Below are 20700 nucleotides of genomic sequence, written 5' to 3'. Positions count from 1 at the left end.
AGTCCCCCACCCTCACCTGGGCTGCAAGCCCGAATCTGGTGGTTGCCGCTCGAATCACCCGTCGACCCACCGCGACGGTGAGCCCCGTCTCAGGTCAGTTCCGTCCGGCACCTGGCGAGAACCTCGTTCGCCAGCAGCGTCCGGGAATGGTCGGTGCCGAGCGCGTTCGCGCACTGCTCGGCGAGTTCTTCGAGCTCGGCGATCGCACGCGGACCGTCGCCGGTGAGAGCGCGGCAGCGGGCCAGGCTGATGCGGCTCAGGAGCGTGTCGCGGTCGTCGGCACCCAGCACCCGGTGCTGATCGGCCGCCAGCGACTCCAGCTCCGCGATCGCGGCGGCCGGGTCGCCCGCTGCCGCACGGCTCGCCGCGAGACCGTGCCTCGACCTCATCGTGCCCCGGTGGGACTCGCCGAGCGTCCGCCGGGAGTCGGCCACCAGCTCCTCCAGCTCCGAGATGCTCGCACCGACCTCACCCGAGCTCGCGCGGGCTCTCGCGAGGTTGTTCCGCACGGAGAGGGTCAGCTCGTCGTTCTGACCGACCAGGCGGAGGCAGTCCTGGAGCAACCGGGTCAGGTCCGCCACCGCGTTCTCGCCGCCGGCGTTGTTGTTGCGGATCATGAGGACCTGCCTGTGGCCGGCACCCAGGCGCCGGCTGGCGAGTTCCAGCAGCAGTCCGTAGTACTCGTGCATGTCGTCCACGAGCCCGGCTGCCCTCAGGGCTTCCCCTTGGTCGAACAGCAGGGGATGGCATCCGGACGACGTCACCAGAGCCGGAAGTGCGACCAGGATCACCGCGGAGGCGTTGGCGTGCAACGGAGACGCCAGGGAGAGGTCGTTCCCTTGTTGCTGGAGTGCCTGGTGCACCGCGTGGGCGGCCATCCACGCAAGCGTCGACCGGGTCCGCAGCGGCACGTCGTCACGGGCGACCCGCTGCACGAGCGGGTGCAGGGTCACCACCCGGTCGGCCGCGTTCAGGTCCACCAGGCTGAGCCGGTGCAGGCAGTGCAGTGCGTCGGCGGCGTCGTCGGGGCCGACCGGCCGGCCGGTCGCCTCCTCCAGCCAGAACACCGCCGCCTCACCCGTGAGGACGGTCGTCGGGATGCCGTGCGGGTCGAGCAGCGACGCCAGCTGCAGCAGCGGTTCGGCCAAGCCCTGCGGCGTGAGGGAGTTCGCCAGCTCGACCGCCAGCGACCACGTGACGGCGACGGTCGCCCGGTGGTCGTCCGGCAGTGCGGACGGTTCCGGGGCGAGCGCGTCGAGCCGCCTGCTCCGGAACCTGGAGAGGTACTCGGCACAGGTGAGGCCGCGGTCGACGAGGTAGGCCACCGCCTGCGCCAGCGCCAGCGGCAGGTGGCCGAGCGCGTCGGCCAGGTCCTCGGCGCCCGTGCGGAGGTCCGGGTGCGCGGCGAGCTTGGCCGCCAGGTACGACGAGGAGTCCGCCGCGCTGAAGGTGTGGACGTCGACGACGCGGGAGTCGGCGCGCCGCACCGCGGAGTCGCGGCGCTGGGTGGTCACCAGGGTCTGGCCGGAGCCGGGTGGCCACAGGCCCCGCACGGCCGCCGGGTCGACGACGTCGTCGAGCACGACCAGCCAGGTCCGGTTCGCGGTCTGGAGCCAGGACAGGAACTCCTCGGCGGCCGGAACGACGTCCGTGCCGGACGTCACGAGCCGGAGGCACGCGGCGGCCGCGGCGTACGTGTTCAGGATCGCTTCTCGCGTCGTGGCGGAGACCCAGACGACCACGTCGGCGTCGCTGGCACGGGCGTGGTGGGCGGCCGTCTGCGTCTTGCCCACCCCGCTCGTGCCGGTCAGCGTCGTCAGACCGGTGGTGAGCGGCGCGTCGGTGAGGCGGTCCTGGTAGCAGTCGGCCTGCCGCGGGATCACGCCCACGCGGATCGGGAAGGCCACCTCCGCGGTTGGTGGGTGGAGGTGCACGCCGCCGTTCACGTCGCCGGAGACCTGGACCACAGGCCCGTGGACCACGCCCGTCACCGAGTTGGCGGGGCGGTCCTCGTCGGGCACGGCGCGATTGTACCGTCAGGCTGCTGTGAAGGAGAGTATGCGCAGGTCAGAGTCGGTATAACCGCGTCAGTTGAGACACCCGCGAAAACTCCCTCGCTTCGAACGGCCGTGCGAGCAACCATTCCCTGCATGTACGACATCCGTTTCGCCGAACCTGGCGACCTGAGCGCCACGATGGCGCTGCTCGTCCGGCTCCAGGCCGACAACGCGCACCACATCGGCTACCTCGGTGAGACAGTCGACGAGCTCCGCGCCGAGCTCGGCGAGTTCGAGCCGAGCTGGGCCGACTGCACCGTGGTCGCCACCGACGCCGATGACAACATCACCGGCATGTTCAGCGTCGAGGTCGACAGCGAGCTGGGCCGTGCCTGGTTGCACGGGCCGTTCGTCGACGTGCCGGTCAACCACCCGGCGGGCAGCCGGATCTGGGACCAGACCGCCGACGCGATGTTCCGGAGGGCCGCCGAGATGCTCACCGGCATCACCGACCTCGAGCTGTACGGGCACACCGCCCACCGGCGGCTCGCGGCGTTCGCCGAGCGGCACGGGTTCAGCGCCGGCAAGGCGAGTGCCATCCACGTGCTCGACAACGGGGATCTGCGCACGCTGCTGCTGCGGGACGCGAAGTGCCCCAGCGAGCGTGAGATGCGCGTCCTGCCCACCGATCCGCACGTGCACGAGGCCGTTGCCGTGCTGCACGAGCGATGTTTTCCGCGCACGTACCTGTCCGGCAAGCAGCTCGTCGAGTCCAAACCGGAGAACCGCACCGTCGTCGTCGCCATGGACGGCCGGCGCGTGCTCGGCTACGCCGCGGGCAAGGCGCAGCCCGAGGAGTACTACGTCGACTTCGTGGCCGTGGAACCGGACGTCCGCGGTCAGGGCGTGGGCGCTGCCCTCGTCACCGAACTGCTGTGGAAGCTCGCGGCGGACCACGGTGCACGACCGCAGGCCGCCGCGTCGATCCACGCGGGCAACGAGAGCTCGCAGCGGATGTTCGACCGCCTAGGCTTTCGGCTGCACGTCGAGCTCGTCGCCTACCGGCACACCGCCTGAACGCCCAGCCGGGTGCCGCAGTGACAGCAACCCGCCGACCAGCAACGTGACCGCCACCCCCAGGGGCGTGTTCCACCAGCCGGTCAACGACTTGCGCGTCGCGTCCGCCTTCGCGAAGTCGATCGTCGGGGTGTTCCCGACGAACTTGACGCCCAGGATCACGAACCCGACGACGAGGACCGTCGCCACGAACGCGATGACCGCGTCCGCCTGCGTGACGCGCTTGAAGACCAGGCCGAGGAGGAAGGCCCCGAGCAGCGCGCCGTAGGTGTAGCCGGCGATGCCGAGCGCCTGCACCACGATCGGGTCCGCCGTGGTCTTGTTCGAGGAGGCGAACAGGCCCGCGCAGACGATCAGCAGCCCCGCCCACACCAGGGTCCAGATCCGGCCGTGGCGCAGGCGTTCCTCGTCGGTCATCGGGGTCTTGCGGACGCGTTCGTAGACGTCGGTGACCGTGCTCGACGCCAGCGCGCCCAGCGACGACGACAGCGCCGCGGCCAGGATGCCCGCGATCACGAAGCCGGACAGGCCGCTCGGCATGCTGACGATGAAGTGGGCGAACAGCTCGTCCTTGTTGTTCAGCCCCAGGTCCTTCACCGGGTCCACGCCGTTGTAGAACGCCCACATCATCACGCCGATGAACAGGAAGAACGCGAACTGCAGGAACACCACGAACCCGGACGCGATCAGCGCCTTCTGCGCGGCCTTGACGTCCCTGGTCGCCATGAGCCGCTGCACGATCAGCTGGTCGGCGCCGTGCGAGGCCATCGACAGCAGGGCACCGCCGAAGAACGCCGCGATGAACGGGTAGGCGCCCGTCAGCGGTGACGAGGTGAAGTCGAAGAGCTGGAACTTGCCCGCGTCGGCGGCTTTCCCGAACCAGCCGTCGGGCAGCTTGCCGGCCAGCACCCAGATCACGACGAGACCACCCAGGACGTACCAGAGCATCTGGATCGCGTCGACCCACACGACCGCGCGCACGCCGCCGAAGAAGCTGTAGAACACCATCGCGATGCCCAGCGCCAGCACGATCACCCAGTACGACGCGGTGATGCCGTACTGCGCCAGCACGACCTTGATCGGGATGGCCGTGGCGAAGAGCCGGATGCCGTCCGCGAGCAGGCGCGTGAACAGGAACGTGACGGACGCCGTGGCGCGCATGCCGTTGCCGTAGCGCTGGCCCAGGTACGCGTACGCGGTGACGAGGTCGCCCTTCACGTAGCGTGGCAGCAGCACGAACGACACGACGATCCGGCCCACGATGTACCCGAGCGCGAGCGTCAGGTACGTCATGCCGCCCTGCGCGGGCGTCGCCATGTAGGCGATCACGGGCACGCTGAGCACCGTGAGGGTCGACGTCTCCGCCGACACCACCGACAGGCACACCACCCACCACGAGATGCGCTTCTCGCTCACGAAGTAGTCGGTGGCCGACTTCTGCCTGCCGCCGATCCACGTGCCGAGCAACGGCATGCCGACGAGGAACAGGGCGATGATCGCGAGGTCTAGTCCGCGCACTTCGGGTCCCCCATCTTGAGCTTGGTCACGACGGTGCCGTGCGGCTGCGGCATGCGCAACGGCCCGTTGCCGGGAGTGATGCTGCCGAGCAGGCGCGGCCCGGATGCCCCGGTCGCGGACGGCGTGTTGCCCGCGACGCCGTGCCAGGTCAGGAAACCGAGCAGCGCGGCCAGGTAGGCCTCCTTGCCGTCGCGCGGCAGGCCGAGCGCGTCGCTGATCCGCAGCGGGATCGGGTGCAGCGCACGGGTGAGCGCTTCCACGAGCACCGGGTTGCGCATCCCGCCACCGGAGGCGACGACCACGCCGGCGTCGTGCGCGCGGCAGGCGTCCGCGATGGTGCGCGCGGTGAGCTCCACCAGGGTGCGCAGCATGTCCTCGGCCGGGACCGTCGGGAACCCGTGCAGGTACTCGGCGTTGAACAGCTCCTTGCCGGTCGACTTCGGCCACGGCGTGGCGTAGTACGGGTCGGCGAGCAGCTTGCCGAGGATGTCCTCGCGAACGGTGCCGCGGCGGGCGAACTCCCCGTTGGTGTCCTGGCGGCGCCGGCCGTCCGACAGGACCTCGACCACGGCGTCGAGCAGCGCGTTGCCCGGCCCGGTGTCGTAGGCGATGGGCGCGGAGCCCGGCCGCACGACGGTGATGTTCGCGATGCCGCCGATGTTGAGCGCGACGGCGGGCGTGTCGACCATCCCGGCGAGCCACAGCGCGTCGAGCGTGCTCGCCAGCGGCGCCCCGTGCCCACCGGCGGCCACGTCGCGCACCCGCAGGTCGGCGACGACCGGCAGGCCGGTCCGCTCCGCGATCCAGGCCGGCTGCCCGAGCTGCAACGTGCCCAGGCAGTCGCCGTCCTGCACCTCGTGGTGCACGGTCTGGCCGAGCGAGCAGATCAGGTCCGCCGGGAGGTAGCCGGCGGCGACTTCGCCGAAAGCCTGCCCCAGCGACGTGTCGAAGGCGCACACTTCAGCTGCGTCCCGCGGTATCTCCAGCAGGTCCTTCGGGAACGGGTGCTCGGCGTGCTGCACCGGCACGAGCTCGACGACGTCACCGCTGATCGCCAGGTCGGCGACGGCCACGTCGATGCCGTCCATCGACGTGCCGGATATCAGTCCGATCACCCTCACGACGTGTGGTCTATTCCACACCGTGTTCAGGCGCAAGAGCTGCGGTGAAATCTTCGCCTAATTGAGCACTATCTCGTTGACAGGTCACATGCACCGCTGTGAAACGATGCTCCCGTGACGTCTTCCCTGATCCTGATCCTCATCGTCGTCGCGGTCGTGCTGATCGCCGCGCTGGTGACCGGCGTGGTGCTGACGCGTCGCCGTCGCATCAGCCTGACCCAGAAGGAGGAGACGCCGCGCCCGGCCGGCTACCAGGCCTCGTCCGGCTTCTCGCTCGCACCCGCCGCGCCGGACGCGTCCGAGGCGGAGGCCGTCGCCCACGCCGAGGCGGAGGTGGTCGCCGAGCCCGTCGCGCCCGTCAAGCCCGTCTCACCCGTCAAGCCCGTCCCACCCGTCGCGCCCAAGCCCGTCGAGCCCGTCGCGCCTGAGCCCGTCGCACCGGTCGACCACCCGGTCGCCGACCGCACCGAGGTCGACGGCCAGCCCGGTGTGGGTGACGACGCCTCCGTGCCGCGCGACTCGGTGAAGCGCGGTTTCGTCGAGGTCGACCTCCCCGAGGAGGCCTCCGAGATCGAGGAGATCGAGCCGACCGCCGGGCGCCTGGAGCGCCTGCGCGGCAAGCTCGCGAAGTCCCGCAGCGGCTTCGGCTCGTCCCTGCTGGGCCTGCTCGGCGCCGGCGACCTGGACGAGGACTCGTGGCAGGACGTCGAGGACACGCTGCTGATCGCGGACCTGGGCGCCGCCACCACGACCGAGATCGTCGACACGCTGCGCACGAAGATCGCCTCCACCGGCGTGCGCACCGAGGCCGAGGCACGTGCGCTGCTGCACTCCGTGCTGGTCGCGGCGCTGGACCCGTCGATGGACCGCTCCCTGAAGGCGCTGCCGCACGCGGGCAAGCCGGCCGTGCTGCTCGTCGTGGGCGTCAACGGCGTGGGCAAGACCACCACCACGGGCAAGCTCGCGCGTGTGCTGGTCGCCGACGGCCGCACGGTGCTGCTGGGTGCCGCGGACACGTTCCGCGCCGCTGCCGCGGACCAGCTGGAGACGTGGGGCAAGCGCGTCGGCGCGGAGACCGTGCGCGGCCCCGAGGGCGGCGACCCGGCCTCGGTGGCGTTCGAGGCGGTCAAGCGCGGCGTGGACACCGGCGTGTCCACCGTGCTGATCGACACCGCGGGCCGCCTGCACACCAAGAAGGGCCTGATGGACGAGCTCGGCAAGGTCAAGCGCGTCGTCGAGAAGCAGGCCGTGGTCGACGAGGTCCTGCTCGTGCTCGACGCGACCACCGGGCAGAACGGCCTGACGCAGGCACGCGTGTTCGCCGAGCAGGTCGCCATCACCGGGATCGTGCTGACGAAGCTGGACGGGACCGCCAAGGGCGGCATCGTGTTCCAGGTGCAGCGGGAGCTGGGCGTGCCGGTGAAGCTCGTCGGGCTCGGGGAAGGCGCGGACCACCTGGCCCCGTTCGAGCCGGGCGCGTTCGTGGACGCGCTGCTGGGCTGAGGTCCCTCAGGCGGTGGCGGTCTGGTCCGCCAGCTTCTTCGCCACCGCCAGCACCTCCGGCAGGATGCGGTTCACCGCGTCCTTCGTCAGCCGCCCCTCCGGCCCCGACACCGACACGGCGGCCAGCGTCGGCCCGCCGATCACCGGCACCGCGATGCAGCGCACCCCCAGCTCCTGCTCCGACTCGTCCAGCGCGTACCCCCGCGCGGAGATCTCGTCGAGCGAGTCCAGCAGCTCCGCGGCGTCCGTGATCGTGTTCGGGGTGTAGGCCGGGAGGCCGGTGCGTTCCAACAGCGCGCGCACGTCGTCGCGGGGGAGCTGCGACAGCATCGCCTTGCCCACGCCCGTTCCGTGCGGCAGCAGCCTCCTGCCGACCTCCGTGAACATGCGCATCGAGTGCTTCGACGGCACCTGCGCCACGTAGACGACCTCGTCGCCGTCCAGCACGGCGAGGTTCGCCGTCTCCTCCACCGAGTCGACCAGGGCCGAGAGGAACGGGCGGGCCCAGGTGCCGTACTGGCGGGAGGCGGTCTCGCCGAGGCGGATCAGGCGCGAGCCGAGGGTGTAGCGGCGGTTGCTGTTCTGGCGCACGTAGCCGAGCGTGACGAGGGTGCGGATGAGACGGTGGATCGTCGGCAGCGGCAGGCCGGAGGACACGGCCAGCTCGGACAGCGACGCCTCACCGCCGGCGTCGGCGAGGTGTTCGAGCAGGTCGAAGGCACGCTGCAGGGACTGCACGCCACCTGTGGACACGTGCGGCTCCTTCCGTTGCCGTTCCGCAATGCAGAAACTATAGTCCACACAGCAAAACCGAGAGAGGTGGCTCCAGGTGCAGGTCCTCACCGCAGAGGCTCTTGAGTTCGTCGCGAAGCTGCACGAGGCGCACGCCGCGCGCCGCGACGAGTTGCTCGCCCGCCGCAAGGACCGCCGGCCGCTCGGCTTCCTGGAGGAGACCAGGGACGTCCGCGAGGGCGAGTGGCAGGTCGCGCCGGCGCCGGAGCCGTTGCGGGATCGCCGGGTCGAGATCACCGGGCCCACCGAGCGCAAGATGACGATCAACGCGCTCAACTCCGGGGCCAAGGTGTGGCTCGCGGACCTGGAGGACGCGAACACCCCGCACTGGGACAACGTGGTGCAGGGGCAGGTGAACCTGTACGAGGCGGCGCGCGAGACGATCGAGTTCACCTCGCAGGAGGGCAAGGAGTACCGGCTCAAGGGCGGGCCGTACCCCACGATCGTCGTGCGGCCGCGCGGGTGGCACCTCGACGAGCGGAACCTGCAGTTCGGCGGGAAGAACGCCGTCGGCGCGCTCGTGGACTTCGGGCTGCACTTCTTCCACAACGCGGAGCTGGGCAAGCCCTACTACTACCTGCCGAAGATGGAGTCGCACCTCGAAGCGCGGCTGTGGAACGACGTCTTCACCACGGCTCAGCAGCTGCTGGGCGTCCCGCACGGCACGATCCGCGCCACGGTGCTCATCGAGACGATCCCCGCCGCGTTCGAGATGGAGGAGATCCTCTACGAGCTGCGCGACCACGCGTCGGGGCTCAACGCCGGACGGTGGGACTACCTGTTCAGCGTCATCAAGTACTTCCGGGACGCGGGCGCGGACTACGTGCTGCCGGACCGCAACAGCGTCACGATGACGGCGCCGTTCATGCGCGCGTACACCGAGCTCCTGGTGAAGACCTGCCACAAGCGCGGTGCGTTCGCCATGGGTGGCATGGCGGCGTTCATCCCCAACCGGCGCGACCCGGAGGTCACGGAGAACGCGCTGCGCAAGGTGCGCGAGGACAAGACGCGCGAGGCGAACGATGGTTTCGACGGGTCGTGGGTGGCGCATCCTGACCTCGTGCCGATTTGCCGTGAGATCTTCGACGGGGTGCTGGGCGACCGGCCCAACCAGGTCGACAAGCAGCGCCCGGAGGTCAGCGTCACCGCGGAGCAGCTGCTGGACTTCACGTCGGCGGGCGGCGCGGCGACGCGGGCCGGGCTGGAGAGCGCCGTGGACGTCGGCGTGCGGTACATCGCGTCGTGGCTGGGCGGCAACGGCGCGGCGGCGATCCACAACCTGATGGAGGACGCGGCCACCGCGGAGATCAGCCGGTCGCAGCTCTGGCAGTGGGTCCACAACTCCGTCGTGCTCGACGACGGCACCCCGGTGACCGCCGACGTGGTCCGCGAGGTGCTGGACCGGGTCAAGGGCGGGGTCGAGGGCGAGCACGTCGCCGCGGCGGCCGAGCTGTTCGAGCAGGTCGCGCTGTCCGACGACTTCGTCGACTTCCTGACACTGCCCGCCTACGAGCGCATCTGATGTACGAGACATCCCTGTCGCCCGACGACGTCGCACGGGTCACGGCGCGGTTGTCCACTGTGGAGCGCAAGGTGCCGGTGGGCCGTCAGCCCGTGCACACGTGCTACGTGCCCGCCGGCCGCCTCATCGGGTCCACGGTCGACGACTGGGGCCGCGAGGCACTGGAGTCCATCGACGAGGAGCTGCTGCCGGAGCTGCCCGACGGCGTGCTCGACCGGGTCCGCGCGAAGCTGCGCCGGGAACCGGTCGAGGACCTCAGGATCGACTTCGAGGACGGCTACGGCGCGCCCGAGGACGACGTCGAGGACATGGACGCCGAGAGCACGGCGCACATCGTGTCCCGCTGGCTGGAGAACGGGACCGCGCCGCCGTCGTTCGGGGTGCGGATCAAGTCCTTCGACACCAGGGCATCGCGCGAACGCGGGCTGCGCACGCTCGACATCTTCCTGACCGCGCTGGAAGAGGTTCCGCCGGGTTTCGTGATCACGTTCCCGAAGGTCACCTCCGCCGAGCAGGTCGAGGTGTTCGCGGACGTGCTCGACCTCTTCGGCGGCGACCTGCGGTTCGAGATCCAGGTCGAGACCGCCCGGTCCGTCGTGGACGACCAGGGCCGGCTCGCGATCCCGGGGTTCATCGCCGCGGGACGGGGCCGGGTGAGCGGCCTGCACTTCGGGACCTACGACTACACCGCGGACTGCGGGTTGCCGGCGGCGCAACAACACCTGGCGCACGGTGCGTGCGACTTCGCACGGCACGTCATGCAGGTCTCCGCGGCGGGCACCGGCGTGCGGCTGTCCGACGGGTCGACCAACGTGCTGCCGGTCGGCGAGCAGAAGCAGCACGGCTGGCTGACCCACTACGAGCTGACCAGGCGGTCGCTGGAGCACGGCTTCTACCAGGGCTGGGACCTGCACCCGGCGCAGCTGGTCACGCGCTACGCGGCCGTGTACGCCTTCTACCGGGAGGGGCTGGCCGCGGACGCCCGGCGGCTGGAGGACTACGTGCGGCGCGTCGCCGGCGGTGTGCTGGACGAACCCGCGACCGCTCGGGCGCTGTCGGCGTTCTTCCTCCGCGCGGTGGACTGCGGGGCGCTCGACCCGGCCGAGGTGCACGCGGCGACGGGGCTCGACGAAACAGCGCTGCGGGGGCTCGCCGCCCGGTCGGACTGACCGGTGCTCGCCCGTTCAGGTGGTTCTGGCAGCGGGTGTCGACGGGTGTGGGCAATGGGTGCAGGGTGGCTCCCATGAGCATGCGAGCCGGCCTGTGGACCGGGCTGCCGGACCTCGACGCGGCGGAGCACAGGTACCAGGTCGTCGCGTGCGCAGCGGATGTGGACACCCTGATCGGGCTGCTGGGGCGGCCGGAGTGCAACGACGGGTCGCTCGACCACTTCGGCCGGCCGCTCACCCCCGAGGGGGACCCCGACCACAACGTCGTGCTCGCCGTCCGCGGCAGGTGGGGCTACCTGTACTACGTCGACAACGAGTTCATGGGCTGGCCGAAGGGCTCGCCAGAGGCGCCGTACGTGAACGAGAAGTACACGGACTTCCCGCCCGGCGTGGGGGTTCCGCTCGGCCTGTACCGGCAGCTGCTGGTGGAGTTCATGACCACGGGGAAGCGGCCGACCGGGGTGGACTGGTACAGCGAGGCCGACCTGTTCCACTCCTGGCGCGACCAGCAGATGTCGCTGCGCTCGTCCGAGAACCGGTGACGCCCGGCTGAACGCTGGTTCAATGGCTCCATGAAGGCCGTGGTGATCGGTGGGGGAATCGCCGGCTTGCTCGCCGCCAGGGTGCTGACCGAGACGTGCGACGACGTGGTGGTCCTGGAACGCGACGAGCTGTCCGGCGAACCGGAGTACCGGGCCGGGGTGCCGCAGGGCAGGCACGTGCACGGGTTGCTGGTGCGCGGCGGTGAGCTGCTGGAGGAGCTGTTCCCCGGTCTGCGCGAGGAGCTGGTGCTGGCCGGTGCGGAGCTCGCCGACGCGGGGGACATGCGAATCCTCAACCCGCTCGGCTGGCTGGCCGCCGCACCCACGGGCATGCCGCTGCTCTCGCTCAGCCGCCCGCTGCTGGAGACCCGCATCCGCCGCCGGGTCACGGCGCAGTTCATGACCGGTGTGCACGTCACCGGGCTGTCGATGCGCGACGGCGTCGTGGACGGCGTGCTCACCCGCGCCGGCCGGGTGGACGCCGATCTGGTGGTCGACGCGTCCGGCCGGTCGTCGAAGCTGCGGGACTGGCTCGCCGCCGCGGGGATCACCACGCCGGAACCCGAGGTGGTCGACTCCCGCACCGGGTACGCGACCCGGACCTACACCGCACCGGCGGACTTCCCGGTGGTGTACGCGGAAAGCCTGTCCGCACCCGACCTGCGGCGCGGGGTCGCGGCGATGCGCGTCGAGGGCGGCCGGATCATGGTGACCGCGCAGGGCGCCGCCGGTGACCACCCGCCGCGCGACCCCAAGGGCTACCGGGAGTTCCTGGGCTCGTTGCGGGTGCCCATCACGGAGCTGCTCGCCGGCGCGGAACCGCTCACGCCCGTCTACCTGTTCGCCCGCACGGCCAGCCGCCGCAACGCCTTCGAGGACACCGCGCGGTGGCCGGGCGGGCTGGTGGCGGTGGGCGACGCGGTGTGCGCGTTCAACCCCGTGTACGGCCAGGGGATCACCGTCGCGGCGATGGAGGCGCTGTTGTTCCGCAGCCACGGGGACTTCAGCGCCAAGGGCTGCCGGGACTTCCAGCGGCGGGTCGCGCGGACCACGCGGGGGACGTGGGCGATGTCGAGCAACGCCGACCGCGGCTGGGTGGAGACCAAGCGCGGCGGCCTGCTCGGCTGGTACCTGAAGAAGTGGCAGGCCGGGATCGTGCACGACCCCGACCTGTTCCGCCGCTTCCTCCGGGTCGTGCACATGGTCGCGCCGCCCGCGAGCCTGTTCACCCCGGTGGTGTTCAGAAGGCTGGCAAAGTACTCCAGGCTCGACCGGCGCCGGGGGCGTCGTCCCGCAGCACCGACCCCTCGATGAGGCCGTACGGGCGGTCGGCGGCGTAGAAGACCTCGTTGTCGTTCTCCAGGCCGAACGGGCTGAGGTCCACCGGGAAGTGGTGCTTGTTCGGCATGGAGAGCCGCACCTCCGCGACCTCGGGCCGGGTGTTCAGCACCGCCTCGCCCATCGCGTAGAGGGTCTGCTGCAACGACAGCGAGTGCTTGTCCGCGAACGTCCTCAGCATCGTCGAGCGGATCTCGGTGAACGACGTCGCCCAGTCCACGTCCGTGCCGGTGTACCGCCAGCGCGCGGTCACCGACGTCGCGAGGATGCGGTCGTCGGTCTCCTTCAACGTGGTGTACGGGTCCTTCGGGTAGCCGTGGAACTCCGACCCGGTCGACTTCAGCACCACCAGGTCCCGCAGGCCGGAGACGACCCACGCCTGCGCGCCCTCGATCGTCACGGCCGTGGTGCGCTTCTCGTTCGAGCCCTGCACGAACGCGTGGTCGTGCCCGTCGATGCGGTTCCACGAGTGCTCGTCGACGAGGATCCGCGCACCGGTGATCGGTTCCTGCGAGCCGACGAAGTGCCGGCCGAGCCGCAGCGCGAAGTCCTCGACCTCCCCGACCGGCGCCTCCTTCGCGAAGGCGTAGACGGTGTTCTTCTGCGTGTCGGTGGCGAGCACCTTGGCGTTGTCGCCGGTGAGGTGCGTGTCGGCGAGGTCGCCGCGCAGCGAGGTGCTGACGGTCAGATCCCTGATGGTGTGCACCGAACCGTTGCGCGACACCGTGACGAGGCGGTTCTCCGCCTTGCCGTACTGGTTGGGGCCCAGGACGATGGCCATGTCGATCAGCTCCCGATCAGCTTCTGCAGCCGCAGCGCGGCGATCTTCGCGAGTTCGTCGTTGACGACGCGGAGTTCGACGTCCGGCGGGTTGTCCATCCGGGAGGACAGGTCGTCGAGCACCTCCGCACCGCTCAGGCCGGTCGCGCACACCAGGTAGATGTGCCCGAACCGATCTTCGTACGCGGCGTTCGCAGCCGCCAGGCGATCAGCCTCACCGCTGTCCACACCGGACTGTTCCGACCGCGACCACCTCGCCGACACCCCGCCACCGCGCTGTCGTTCGCCGATGCGCGGGTGCCCGGCGATGGCACCGAGCACCTCCTCGTCGGAAAGCCCTTGTGCGGCAACCGAAGAAGCCGCGAGGAGCGCATTGACCGACGCGTACGGCCGGCCGTTCAGGATCGCGTCGACCCAGCGGGGTACCGCGAGGCACTCGGTGAGCAGGGGGCGGAGTTCCGACTCCGGGGCGGTGTTGAAGCTCTCCACGGCTCTCCAAGTTTCTACATCGCGGAATTGAACTTCCACATTCTTGACCTGAGGCTCGCGGAATGTCTAGTGTCTCCGTTGTACGGAATATAACTTCCGCCATGTGGAAGGAATCGCCGAAGATGTTCGACGCAAACCTGTCCATGCTCTTCACGGAGCTGCCGTTGCTGGAACGCCCGGCAGCCGCGCGAGCCGCCGGGTTCGACGCGGTCGAGATCTGGTGGCCGTTCGCGGACGCCGTACCGGAGACGCGCGAGGTCGAGGCGTTCGAGAACGCGATCGTGGACGCGCGGGTGCGCCTGGTCGGCCTGAACCTCTACGCGGGCGACATGGCCGCGGGGGACAGGGGACTGGCGAGCTGGCCGGGCCGCGAGACGGAGTTCCGCGCGAACGTCGAGATCACCGCGGCCATCGCGGGCCGGCTGGGCTGCCGCACGCTCAACGCGCTGCACGGCAACTTCGAGACCACCGCGCAGACGATCTCCCACTACCGCTTCGCCGCCGACGTCGCGGCGGAGATCGGCGCGCAGGTCGTGGTCGAACCGCTGAGCGGCGCGCCGCGGTACCCGATCAAGACCGCCCGGCAGGCGTTCGACCTGATCGACGAGGTCGACCGCGGCAACGTGAAGCTGCTCGCGGACCTCTACCACCTCGCCACGAACGGCGACGACCTCGACGCGCTCGCCGGCCACGTGGACCGCATCGGTCACGTGCAGGTCGCCGACGCTCCCGGACGCGGTGAACCCGGTACCGGTGAGCTCGACCTCTTCGGGCACCTGCGGAAGCTCCGCGCCAACGGCTACACCGGCTTCGTCGGCGCCGAGTACAAGCCCGTCACCCACTCCTTCGCGTGGAGGGACCAAGCATGACGAAGATCGGTTTCATCGGCCTCGGCATCATGGGCAGCCCGATGGCGGCCCACCTGGTGGCCGCGGGGCACGACGTGACGGGCTTCGACCTCAGCCCGGCCTCGCTCGACAAGCTGGTCGCGGACGGCGGCAAGGACGCGTCGTCCGCACAGGAGGCCGTGAGCGGCGCTGAGGTCGTCATCACGATGCTGCCGAACCACCCGCAGGTCGAGGCCGTCGTCGACGAGGTGACGTTCGACGACGGCGCGTTGCTGGTCGACATGAGCACGATCCGCCCGTCCACCTCGATCGACATCGCGCGGAGGCTGGCGCACGTGCGGGTGCTCGACGCGCCCGTGTCCGGCGGTCAGACCGGCGCGGTGCAGGCGTCGCTCAGCATCATGGTCGGCGGTGAGGAGCGGGACTTCGCGGCCGCGCGGCCGTTCCTGGAGGTCGTCGGCAAGACGGTCGTCCACGTCGGGCCGCACGGCGCCGGGCAGGTCGTGAAGGCCGCCAACCAGCTGATGGTGGGCGGCATCTACGCCCTGGTCGCCGAGTCGATCGTGCTGCTGGAGGCGAGCGGTGTCGACCCGAAGGCGGGCCTCGACGTGCTCGCCGGCGGTCTCGCCGCGAACCGGATCCTCGACCTCAAGCGCGAGTCGATGATCGCCCGCGAGTTCCAGCCCGGCTTCCGGATCGACCTGCACCACAAGGACATGGGCATCGCACTGGACGCGGCACGGGCCGCCGACGTCGCGCTGCCGGTCACCAACCAGATCGCCGCACTGGTCGCGGCGGCCCGCGCGCAGGGGTACGGCTCACTCGACCACTCCGCGCTGCTCAAGGTCATCGAGAACTTCGCGGGAAGGGCCTGACAGATGCCGAAGATCCCCGTCATGCAAGCGGTCGTCGAGGTCCTCAGGTCCGAGGGCGTCGACGTCGTGTTCGGCTGCCCCGGCGCCGCGATCCTCCCGCTGTACAAGGCGATGGAGGAAGACGGCGGCATCGAGCACCTCATCGTGCGGCACGAGGAGGGCGCCACGCACATGGCCGACGGCTGGTCGCGCACGACCGGCAACGTCGGCGTCGCGATCGGCACCTCGGGCCCGGCCGGCACGAACATGATCACCGGGCTCTACACCGCGCAGGCCGACTCCGTGCCGATCCTGTGCATCACCGGCCAGGCCGCGGTCTCCAAGCTGCACCAGGAGGCCTTCCAGGCCGTCGACATCGTCTCGATCGCCGCGCCCGTCACGAAGTGGGCGGTGCAGGTCAAGGAAGCCGCGCAGATGCCGTGGATCTTCCGCGAGGCGTTCCGGATCGCCCGCTCAGGCCGTCCGGGTCCGGTGCTGATCGACCTGCCGATCGACGTGCAGAAGCAGGAGATCGAGTGGGACTCGACGATCGACGAACCGTTGCCGGTGCAGCGGAGCGCTCCGAGTGCCGCACGGGTCGAGCGCGCGCTGGAGATGCTGCTGGCCGCCGAACGCCCGCTGCTGCTCGCCGGTGGCGGTGTCGTCCTGGGCGAGGCGTCCGCTGAGCTGCTGGAACTGGCCGAGCTCCTGCAGATCCCCGTCCAGGCCACGCTGATGGGCAAGGGCGCGCTCGACGAGGACCACCCGCTCTACGCGGGCATGACCGGCATCCAGACCTCGCAGCGCTACGGCAACGCGTCGTTCCTGGAGTCGGACCTGGTGCTGGCGCTGGGCGCGCGGTTCGGCGACCGGCACACCGGCGACCTCGCGACCTACCGCGGTGACCGCAGGTTCATCCACGTGGACGTCGAGCCGACCCAGATCGGCAAGGTGTTCGGGCCGGACCTCGGGATCGTCGCGGACACCAAGCTGTTCCTGCGGGCCCTGCTGGACGAGGCGAAGCAGCACGGTCCCCGGGAGAAGGGCGCCTGGGTCGAGCGGTGCCAGGAGCTCAAGCGGACGCTGCTGCGGCGCGAGGACTTCGACACCGTGCCGGTCAAGGCGCCGCGGGTGTTCAAGGAGATCAACGAGTTCTACGGCCCGGACACCTACTTCGTCACCGCGATCGGGCTCTACCAGATCTGGTCCGGCCAGCACCAGAAGGCGCACAAGCCGCGGCACTACCAGGTCTGCGGCCAGGCCGGCCCGCTCGGCTGGGAGATCCCGGCGGCCATCGGAGTGAAGAAGGCGAGGCCGGATGCCGAGGTCGTCGGCATCGTGGGCGACTACTCGTTCCAGTTCCTCGTGGAGGAGCTCGCGGTCGGCGCGCAGTACGACGTGCCGTTCGTGCTGATCATGCTGAACAACGAGTACCTGGGCCTGATCCGGGTGGCCGAGGACCACGGCGGCTACGACATGAGGTACGAGGTCGACATCCACTACGACACCACGGGCTCGGACAACGTCAAGATCATGGAGGCCTACGGCTGCTCCGGCGTCCGGGTCGCCGACCCCGGCGAGATCCGCTCCTCGCTGGAGTGGGCCCGCAAGGAGGCCGACCGCACGTCACGGCCGGTGCTCGTGGAGATCATGATCGAACGCGAGGGCAACACCGCCAACGGCACGTCCATCGCCGCGATGCACGAGTACGAGCCCCTCCCGTGACCGGTTTCGAGGTCACGCGGGAGTCCCGCGTTCCCCTCAGGGACACGCGGGGCCCTTTCGTACCCCAGGAGAGTACGAAAGCTCCCCGCGTACTCATTGCGCCGGACAAGTTCAAGGGGTCGCTCACCGCTCCGCGGGTTGCCGCCGCCGTCGCGCGCGGCCTGAGGGAGGCGGCGCCTGGTGTGGACGTGCGTTGTCTGCCGGTGGCCGACGGCGGTGACGGCACGGTCGACGCGGCCGTCGCCGCCGGGTTCGTCCGGGTCGGGCGCTGGGTCACCGGACCGGTCGGCGAGCCGGTGCCCGCGTCGTTCGCGGTGCGGGACCGGACCGCCGTGGTGGAGGTGGCCTCGGCGGCCGGGCTGGCGTTGCTCGCCGAACCCGCTCCGCTGGACGCCACCAGCCACGGCGTCGGTGAGCTGCTGAGAGCCGCGCTGGACGTCGGCTGCACGACCGTCGTGCTCGGGCTGGGCGGCAGCGCCTGCACCGACGGGGGTGCGGGCATGCTCGAAGCGCTCGGGGACACCTCGTTCGACGGCGTCGACCTGGTGCTCGCTTCGGACGTGGACAACCCGCTGCTCGGACCGTCCGGTGCGGCCGCCGTCTACGGCCCGCAGAAGGGGGCGTCACCCGAGCAGGTGGAGCTCCTCGAAGAACGGCTGGCGGCGTTCGCGCAGCGGACCGGACCCGAGCTCGCGGACCGGCCGGGAGCCGGAGCGGCTGGCGGGATCGGGTTCGCGGCGCTCTGCCTGGGCGGCCGGTTCCGGCCGGGCATCGAGGTGGTGCTGGAGCTGGCCGGGTTCGCCCGAGCGGTCGCGGACGCGTCGCTGGTGATCACCGGCGAGGGCTCGCTGGACGCCCAGACCAGGCACGGGAAGGCGCCGTACGGGGTCGTGCGGGCCTCCGGTGACGTGCCGGTGGTCGCGGTGGCAGGGCAGTGCTCGGTCGAGCCCGGTGACCTGGGGTTGAAGGCCGCCTACGCGCTGCTGGACGTCGAACCGGACCTCACCCGGTGCCTGGCGCGGGCGGAGGAGCTGCTGGTGGGTCTCGGTGGTCGCATCGCGCGCGACTGGGTGTCAGAGTGAGGGACATGGACCTGGTGTTCCGCGCCCGCAGGGTGGTCACCCCGCAGGGCGAGATCGCGTGCGACGTCGGTGTCGCCGACGGCCGGATCGTCGCCGTCGAACCGTTCATCGAGTCGCCGAACGTCGTGCGCCTCGCGGACGACGAGGTGCTGCTGCCCGGTCTCGTCGACACGCACGTGCACGTCAACGACCCCGGCCGCACCGAGTGGGAGGGCTTCGAGACCGCCACCCGCGCGGCGGCCGCCGGTGGCGTCACCACGATCATCGACATGCCGCTCAACAGCATCCCGCCGACCGTCGACGTCGCGGCGCTGGAGACCAAGCGCAAGGCCGCGGCCAACGTCTCGGTGGACGTCGGCTTCTGGGGCGGGATCGTCCCCGGCAACCTCGACGACCTGAAGCCGTTGCACGAGGCGGGCGTCTTCGGCTTCAAGTGTTTCCTGCTGCACTCGGGCGTCGACGAGTTCCCCGCGGTGACCGTGCCGGAGCTCGACGTGGCGTTGCGGCGGTTGGCGACGCTCGACGCGTTGACCATTGTGCACGCCGAGGACGCGCACACGGTCCGCGACTCCGAGCCGGACTACGCGGGGTTCCTCGCGTCCCGGCCGCGCGAGGCCGAGAACAAGGCGATCAGCGACGTCGTCGAGCTGACCCGCAAGACCGGCGCTCGCACGCACATCCTGCACCTGTCGTCGTCGGACGCGTTGGCAATCCTCGGGGCCGCGAAGCGGGAGAGCCTGCCGATCACCGCGGAGACCTGCCCGCACTACCTCACGTTCACCGCCGAGGAGATCCGCGACGGGCAGACGGAGTTCAAGTGCTGCCCGCCGATCCGCGAGGAGGTCAACCGCGAGGCGTTGTGGCAGGGCCTGCGCGACGGCGTGGTCGACCTCGTCGTGAGCGACCACTCGCCGAGCACCGCCGAGCTGAAGGCCGGCGACTTCGCCACGGCGTGGGGCGGCATCGCGTCGCTGCAGCTCGGCCTGCCGGCGGTGTGGACGGGCGCCCGCGACCGCGGTTTCCGGCTCACCGACGTCGTGCGCTGGATGGCGGCGCACCCGGCGCGGCAGGCCGGGCTCACGACCAAGGGCGCCGTCGAGGTCGGCAAGGACGCGGACCTCGTGGTGTTCGCACCGGACCAGACGTTCGTGGTGGACCGGAACGCGCTGCACCACCGCAACCCCGTCACGCCCTACCACGGGCGCGAGCTGCACGGCGTGGTGCGGCAGACGTGGTTGCGCGGCAAGGAGACCGGCACGATCCCCGGCAAGCTGCTACGCAGAGGAGAAGCATGACGGAGTGGACCCGGCTGCCCGATCTCGCCTCGCGCGCGGTCGGCGGCGGTGTGGTGTGGGCGAACGACGAGCTGTTCGCAGAGCGGGAGAACCTGGTCAAGCCCGCCGAGCCGGTCTACCAGGTCTACACCTTCGGCCACAAAGGCCAGATCTACGACGGCTGGGAGACCCGGCGCCGCCGGGAGCCCGGTGTCGACCAGGCCGTGGTCCGGCTCGGCATGCCCGGCGTGGTGCGCGGGATCGTCGTCGACACGGCGTTCTTCAAGGGCAACTACCCGCCGTTCTGCTGGGTCGAGGGCGCCCAGGTCGACGGCTACCCGGCGGCCGACGAGATCACCGGGTGGTTCCCGCTGGTCGGACGCTCGCCGCTCCAGGGCGACGAGAAGCACTTCTTCGACGTCACCGAGCACCGCCGCGTCACGCACGTCCGCCTCACCATCGACCCGGACGGCGGAGTCGCCCGGTTGCGCGTGCACGGTCAGCCGGTCGCCGACCCGCGCCTGCTCGTCGGCGGCGTTGACCTGGCGGCACTGGAGAACGGCGCGGTCGTCGTGGGGTGCAGCAACATGTTCTACAGCTCGCCCAACAACCTCATCGCCCCCGGTCAGGCGACGGTGATGGGCGAGGGCTGGGAGACCGCGCGCCGCCGCGACGACGGCAACGACTGGGTGTCCGTGCAGCTCGCGGCGGCCGGCGTGGTGCGGCTGGTCGAGCTCGACACCAGCCACTTCAAGGGCAACGCGCCGGGCTGGGCGTCGGTCAGCGGCTGCGACGCGCGCCGGGACCCGGGCGCGTGGTTCGACGTGCTGCCGCTGACCCGGCTGCAACCCGACACCCGGCACCGGTTCCTCGTGGACGCCCCGGAGGTGACCCACGCGCGGCTCGACATCCACCCCGACGGCGGGATGGCAAGGCTCCGTCTGCTCGGTACCCCTACGAGTGACGGCCTAGCTCACCTGCGGACGGTGTGGTCTGAAACGACCAACTGAGGGTGGTTGTCCGACTACGGTCTGATTCGCCCCCATACTTCGGTCGGTTGTACGGATCA

The 20700-nt window shown here is 70.7% G+C and carries 18 protein-coding genes; 12 read left to right on the top strand and 6 right to left on the bottom strand.

The genetic code is table 11. From position 1 onward, the window contains the following. Positions 1 to 89 precede the first annotated feature (89 nt). Entirely contained in the window at positions 90 to 2021 is a 1932-nt protein-coding gene (locus AB0A63_RS16110) for a hypothetical protein (protein ID WP_360391067.1), read from the bottom strand. Between the two features lie 129 nt (positions 2022 to 2150). On the opposite strand from AB0A63_RS16110, the gene AB0A63_RS16105 reads away from it, so the two are divergent. After that, a complete protein-coding gene (locus AB0A63_RS16105; RefSeq protein ID WP_360391065.1) occupies positions 2151 to 3074 on the top strand; it encodes a GNAT family N-acetyltransferase in 924 nt (307 codons plus the stop codon). Here AB0A63_RS16105 and AB0A63_RS16100 read toward each other — a convergent pair. Both AB0A63_RS16100 and AB0A63_RS16095 read right to left on the bottom strand, forming a co-directional pair. Beyond that, a complete protein-coding gene (locus AB0A63_RS16100; RefSeq protein ID WP_360391062.1) occupies positions 3024 to 4592 on the bottom strand; it encodes a sodium:solute symporter in 1569 nt (522 codons plus the stop codon). The two genes, AB0A63_RS16105 and AB0A63_RS16100, sit on opposite strands and share 51 nt — an antisense overlap. Continuing rightward, entirely contained in the window at positions 4580 to 5713 is a 1134-nt protein-coding gene (locus AB0A63_RS16095; RefSeq protein ID WP_360391059.1) for an anhydro-N-acetylmuramic acid kinase, read from the bottom strand. Before AB0A63_RS16095 ends, AB0A63_RS16100 begins: the two co-directional genes overlap by 13 nt. A gap of 114 nt (positions 5714 to 5827) precedes the next feature. Here AB0A63_RS16095 and ftsY point away from each other — a divergent pair, with 114 nt between their 5' ends. After that, on the top strand, positions 5828 to 7216 hold the full coding sequence (ftsY, locus tag AB0A63_RS16090; RefSeq protein ID WP_360391056.1) for a signal recognition particle-docking protein FtsY: 1389 nt from the start codon (positions 5828 to 5830) through the stop codon (positions 7214 to 7216). 6 nt (positions 7217 to 7222) lie between these two features. Here ftsY and AB0A63_RS16085 read toward each other — a convergent pair whose 3' ends face one another. Further along, positions 7223 to 7969 (bottom strand): IclR family transcriptional regulator, encoded by a 747-nt coding sequence (locus tag AB0A63_RS16085; RefSeq protein WP_360391053.1) that lies wholly within the window; start codon positions 7967 to 7969, stop codon positions 7223 to 7225. A gap of 76 nt (positions 7970 to 8045) precedes the next feature. Between AB0A63_RS16085 and aceB the strand changes: the two genes are divergently transcribed. The 4 genes from aceB (at position 8046) to AB0A63_RS16065 (ending at position 12555) form a co-directional block, all read left to right on the top strand. Next, on the top strand, positions 8046 to 9530 hold the full coding sequence (gene aceB / locus AB0A63_RS16080; RefSeq protein ID WP_360391050.1) for a malate synthase A: 1485 nt from the start codon (positions 8046 to 8048) through the stop codon (positions 9528 to 9530). Further along, entirely contained in the window at positions 9530 to 10699 is a 1170-nt protein-coding gene (locus AB0A63_RS16075; protein ID WP_360391047.1) for an aldolase, read from the top strand. Before aceB ends, AB0A63_RS16075 begins: the two co-directional genes overlap by 1 nt. Positions 10700 to 10773: 74 nt before the next feature. Further along, entirely contained in the window at positions 10774 to 11241 is a 468-nt protein-coding gene (locus AB0A63_RS16070; RefSeq protein WP_360391044.1) for an Imm1 family immunity protein, read from the top strand. A gap of 30 nt (positions 11242 to 11271) precedes the next feature. Then, positions 11272 to 12555, top strand: a complete 1284-nt coding sequence (locus AB0A63_RS16065) for an FAD-dependent monooxygenase (RefSeq protein ID WP_360391042.1) — start codon at positions 11272 to 11274, stop codon at positions 12553 to 12555. Here AB0A63_RS16065 and pucL read toward each other — a convergent pair. Further along, a complete protein-coding gene (gene pucL, locus AB0A63_RS16060; protein ID WP_360391040.1) occupies positions 12482 to 13360 on the bottom strand; it encodes a factor-independent urate hydroxylase in 879 nt (292 codons plus the stop codon). The two genes, AB0A63_RS16065 and pucL, sit on opposite strands and share 74 nt — an antisense overlap. Before the next feature lie 5 nt (positions 13361 to 13365). After that, positions 13366 to 13848: a 2-oxo-4-hydroxy-4-carboxy-5-ureidoimidazoline decarboxylase gene (gene uraD / locus AB0A63_RS16055; protein ID WP_360391037.1), complete on the bottom strand. Its 483-nt coding sequence runs from the start codon at positions 13846 to 13848 to the stop codon at positions 13366 to 13368. 122 nt (positions 13849 to 13970) lie between these two features. On the opposite strand from uraD, the gene AB0A63_RS16050 reads away from it, so the two are divergent. From AB0A63_RS16050 to alc, 6 genes are all read left to right on the top strand, one after another. Beyond that, positions 13971 to 14717 (top strand): TIM barrel protein, encoded by a 747-nt coding sequence (locus AB0A63_RS16050; protein WP_360391034.1) that lies wholly within the window; start codon positions 13971 to 13973, stop codon positions 14715 to 14717. Beyond that, on the top strand, positions 14714 to 15571 hold the full coding sequence (locus AB0A63_RS16045; RefSeq protein WP_360391031.1) for an NAD(P)-binding domain-containing protein: 858 nt from the start codon (positions 14714 to 14716) through the stop codon (positions 15569 to 15571). Before AB0A63_RS16050 ends, AB0A63_RS16045 begins: the two co-directional genes overlap by 4 nt. A 3-nt stretch (positions 15572 to 15574) precedes the next feature. Then, positions 15575 to 17275 (top strand): glyoxylate carboligase, encoded by a 1701-nt coding sequence (gcl, locus tag AB0A63_RS16040; RefSeq protein WP_360391028.1) that lies wholly within the window; start codon positions 15575 to 15577, stop codon positions 17273 to 17275. 95 nt (positions 17276 to 17370) lie between these two features. Continuing rightward, a complete protein-coding gene (locus AB0A63_RS16035; protein WP_360391499.1) occupies positions 17371 to 18357 on the top strand; it encodes a glycerate kinase in 987 nt (328 codons plus the stop codon). A gap of 5 nt (positions 18358 to 18362) precedes the next feature. Next, positions 18363 to 19652: an allantoinase AllB gene (gene allB, locus AB0A63_RS16030; protein WP_360391026.1), complete on the top strand. Its 1290-nt coding sequence runs from the start codon at positions 18363 to 18365 to the stop codon at positions 19650 to 19652. Then, on the top strand, positions 19649 to 20641 hold the full coding sequence (alc, locus tag AB0A63_RS16025; protein ID WP_360391023.1) for an allantoicase: 993 nt from the start codon (positions 19649 to 19651) through the stop codon (positions 20639 to 20641). The genes allB and alc overlap by 4 nt, the downstream gene beginning before the upstream one ends. Positions 20642 to 20700 lie beyond the last annotated feature (59 nt).

Origin of the sequence: Lentzea sp. NPDC042327, assembly GCF_040647275.1 — a bacterium.
In the GTDB taxonomy this organism is placed as follows: Bacteria; Actinomycetota; Actinomycetes; order Mycobacteriales; family Pseudonocardiaceae; genus Lentzea.
The sequence above is the reverse complement of the archived record's forward strand: the minus strand, read 5'-3'. Positions and strand labels throughout refer to the sequence as shown.

Bases quoted from the DNA above. Each gene is read 5' to 3' on its own strand.
- AB0A63_RS16105 (WP_360391065.1), top strand. From the start codon at position 2,151: ATGTACGACATCCGTTTCGCCGAACCTGGCGACCTGAGCGCCACGATG.
- gcl (WP_360391028.1), top strand. From the start codon at position 15,575: ATGCCGAAGATCCCCGTCATGCAAGCGGTCGTCGAGGTCCTCAGGTCC.
- AB0A63_RS16050 (WP_360391034.1), top strand. From the start codon at position 13,971: ATGTTCGACGCAAACCTGTCCATGCTCTTCACGGAGCTGCCGTTGCTG.
- alc (WP_360391023.1), top strand. From the start codon at position 19,649: ATGACGGAGTGGACCCGGCTGCCCGATCTCGCCTCGCGCGCGGTCGGC.
- AB0A63_RS16070 (WP_360391044.1), top strand. From the start codon at position 10,774: ATGAGCATGCGAGCCGGCCTGTGGACCGGGCTGCCGGACCTCGACGCG.
- AB0A63_RS16045 (WP_360391031.1), top strand. From the start codon at position 14,714: ATGACGAAGATCGGTTTCATCGGCCTCGGCATCATGGGCAGCCCGATG.
- AB0A63_RS16065 (WP_360391042.1), top strand. From the start codon at position 11,272: ATGAAGGCCGTGGTGATCGGTGGGGGAATCGCCGGCTTGCTCGCCGCC.
- AB0A63_RS16075 (WP_360391047.1), top strand. From the start codon at position 9,530: ATGTACGAGACATCCCTGTCGCCCGACGACGTCGCACGGGTCACGGCG.
- pucL (WP_360391040.1), bottom strand. From the start codon at position 13,360: ATGGCCATCGTCCTGGGCCCCAACCAGTACGGCAAGGCGGAGAACCGC.
- allB (WP_360391026.1), top strand. From the start codon at position 18,363: ATGGACCTGGTGTTCCGCGCCCGCAGGGTGGTCACCCCGCAGGGCGAG.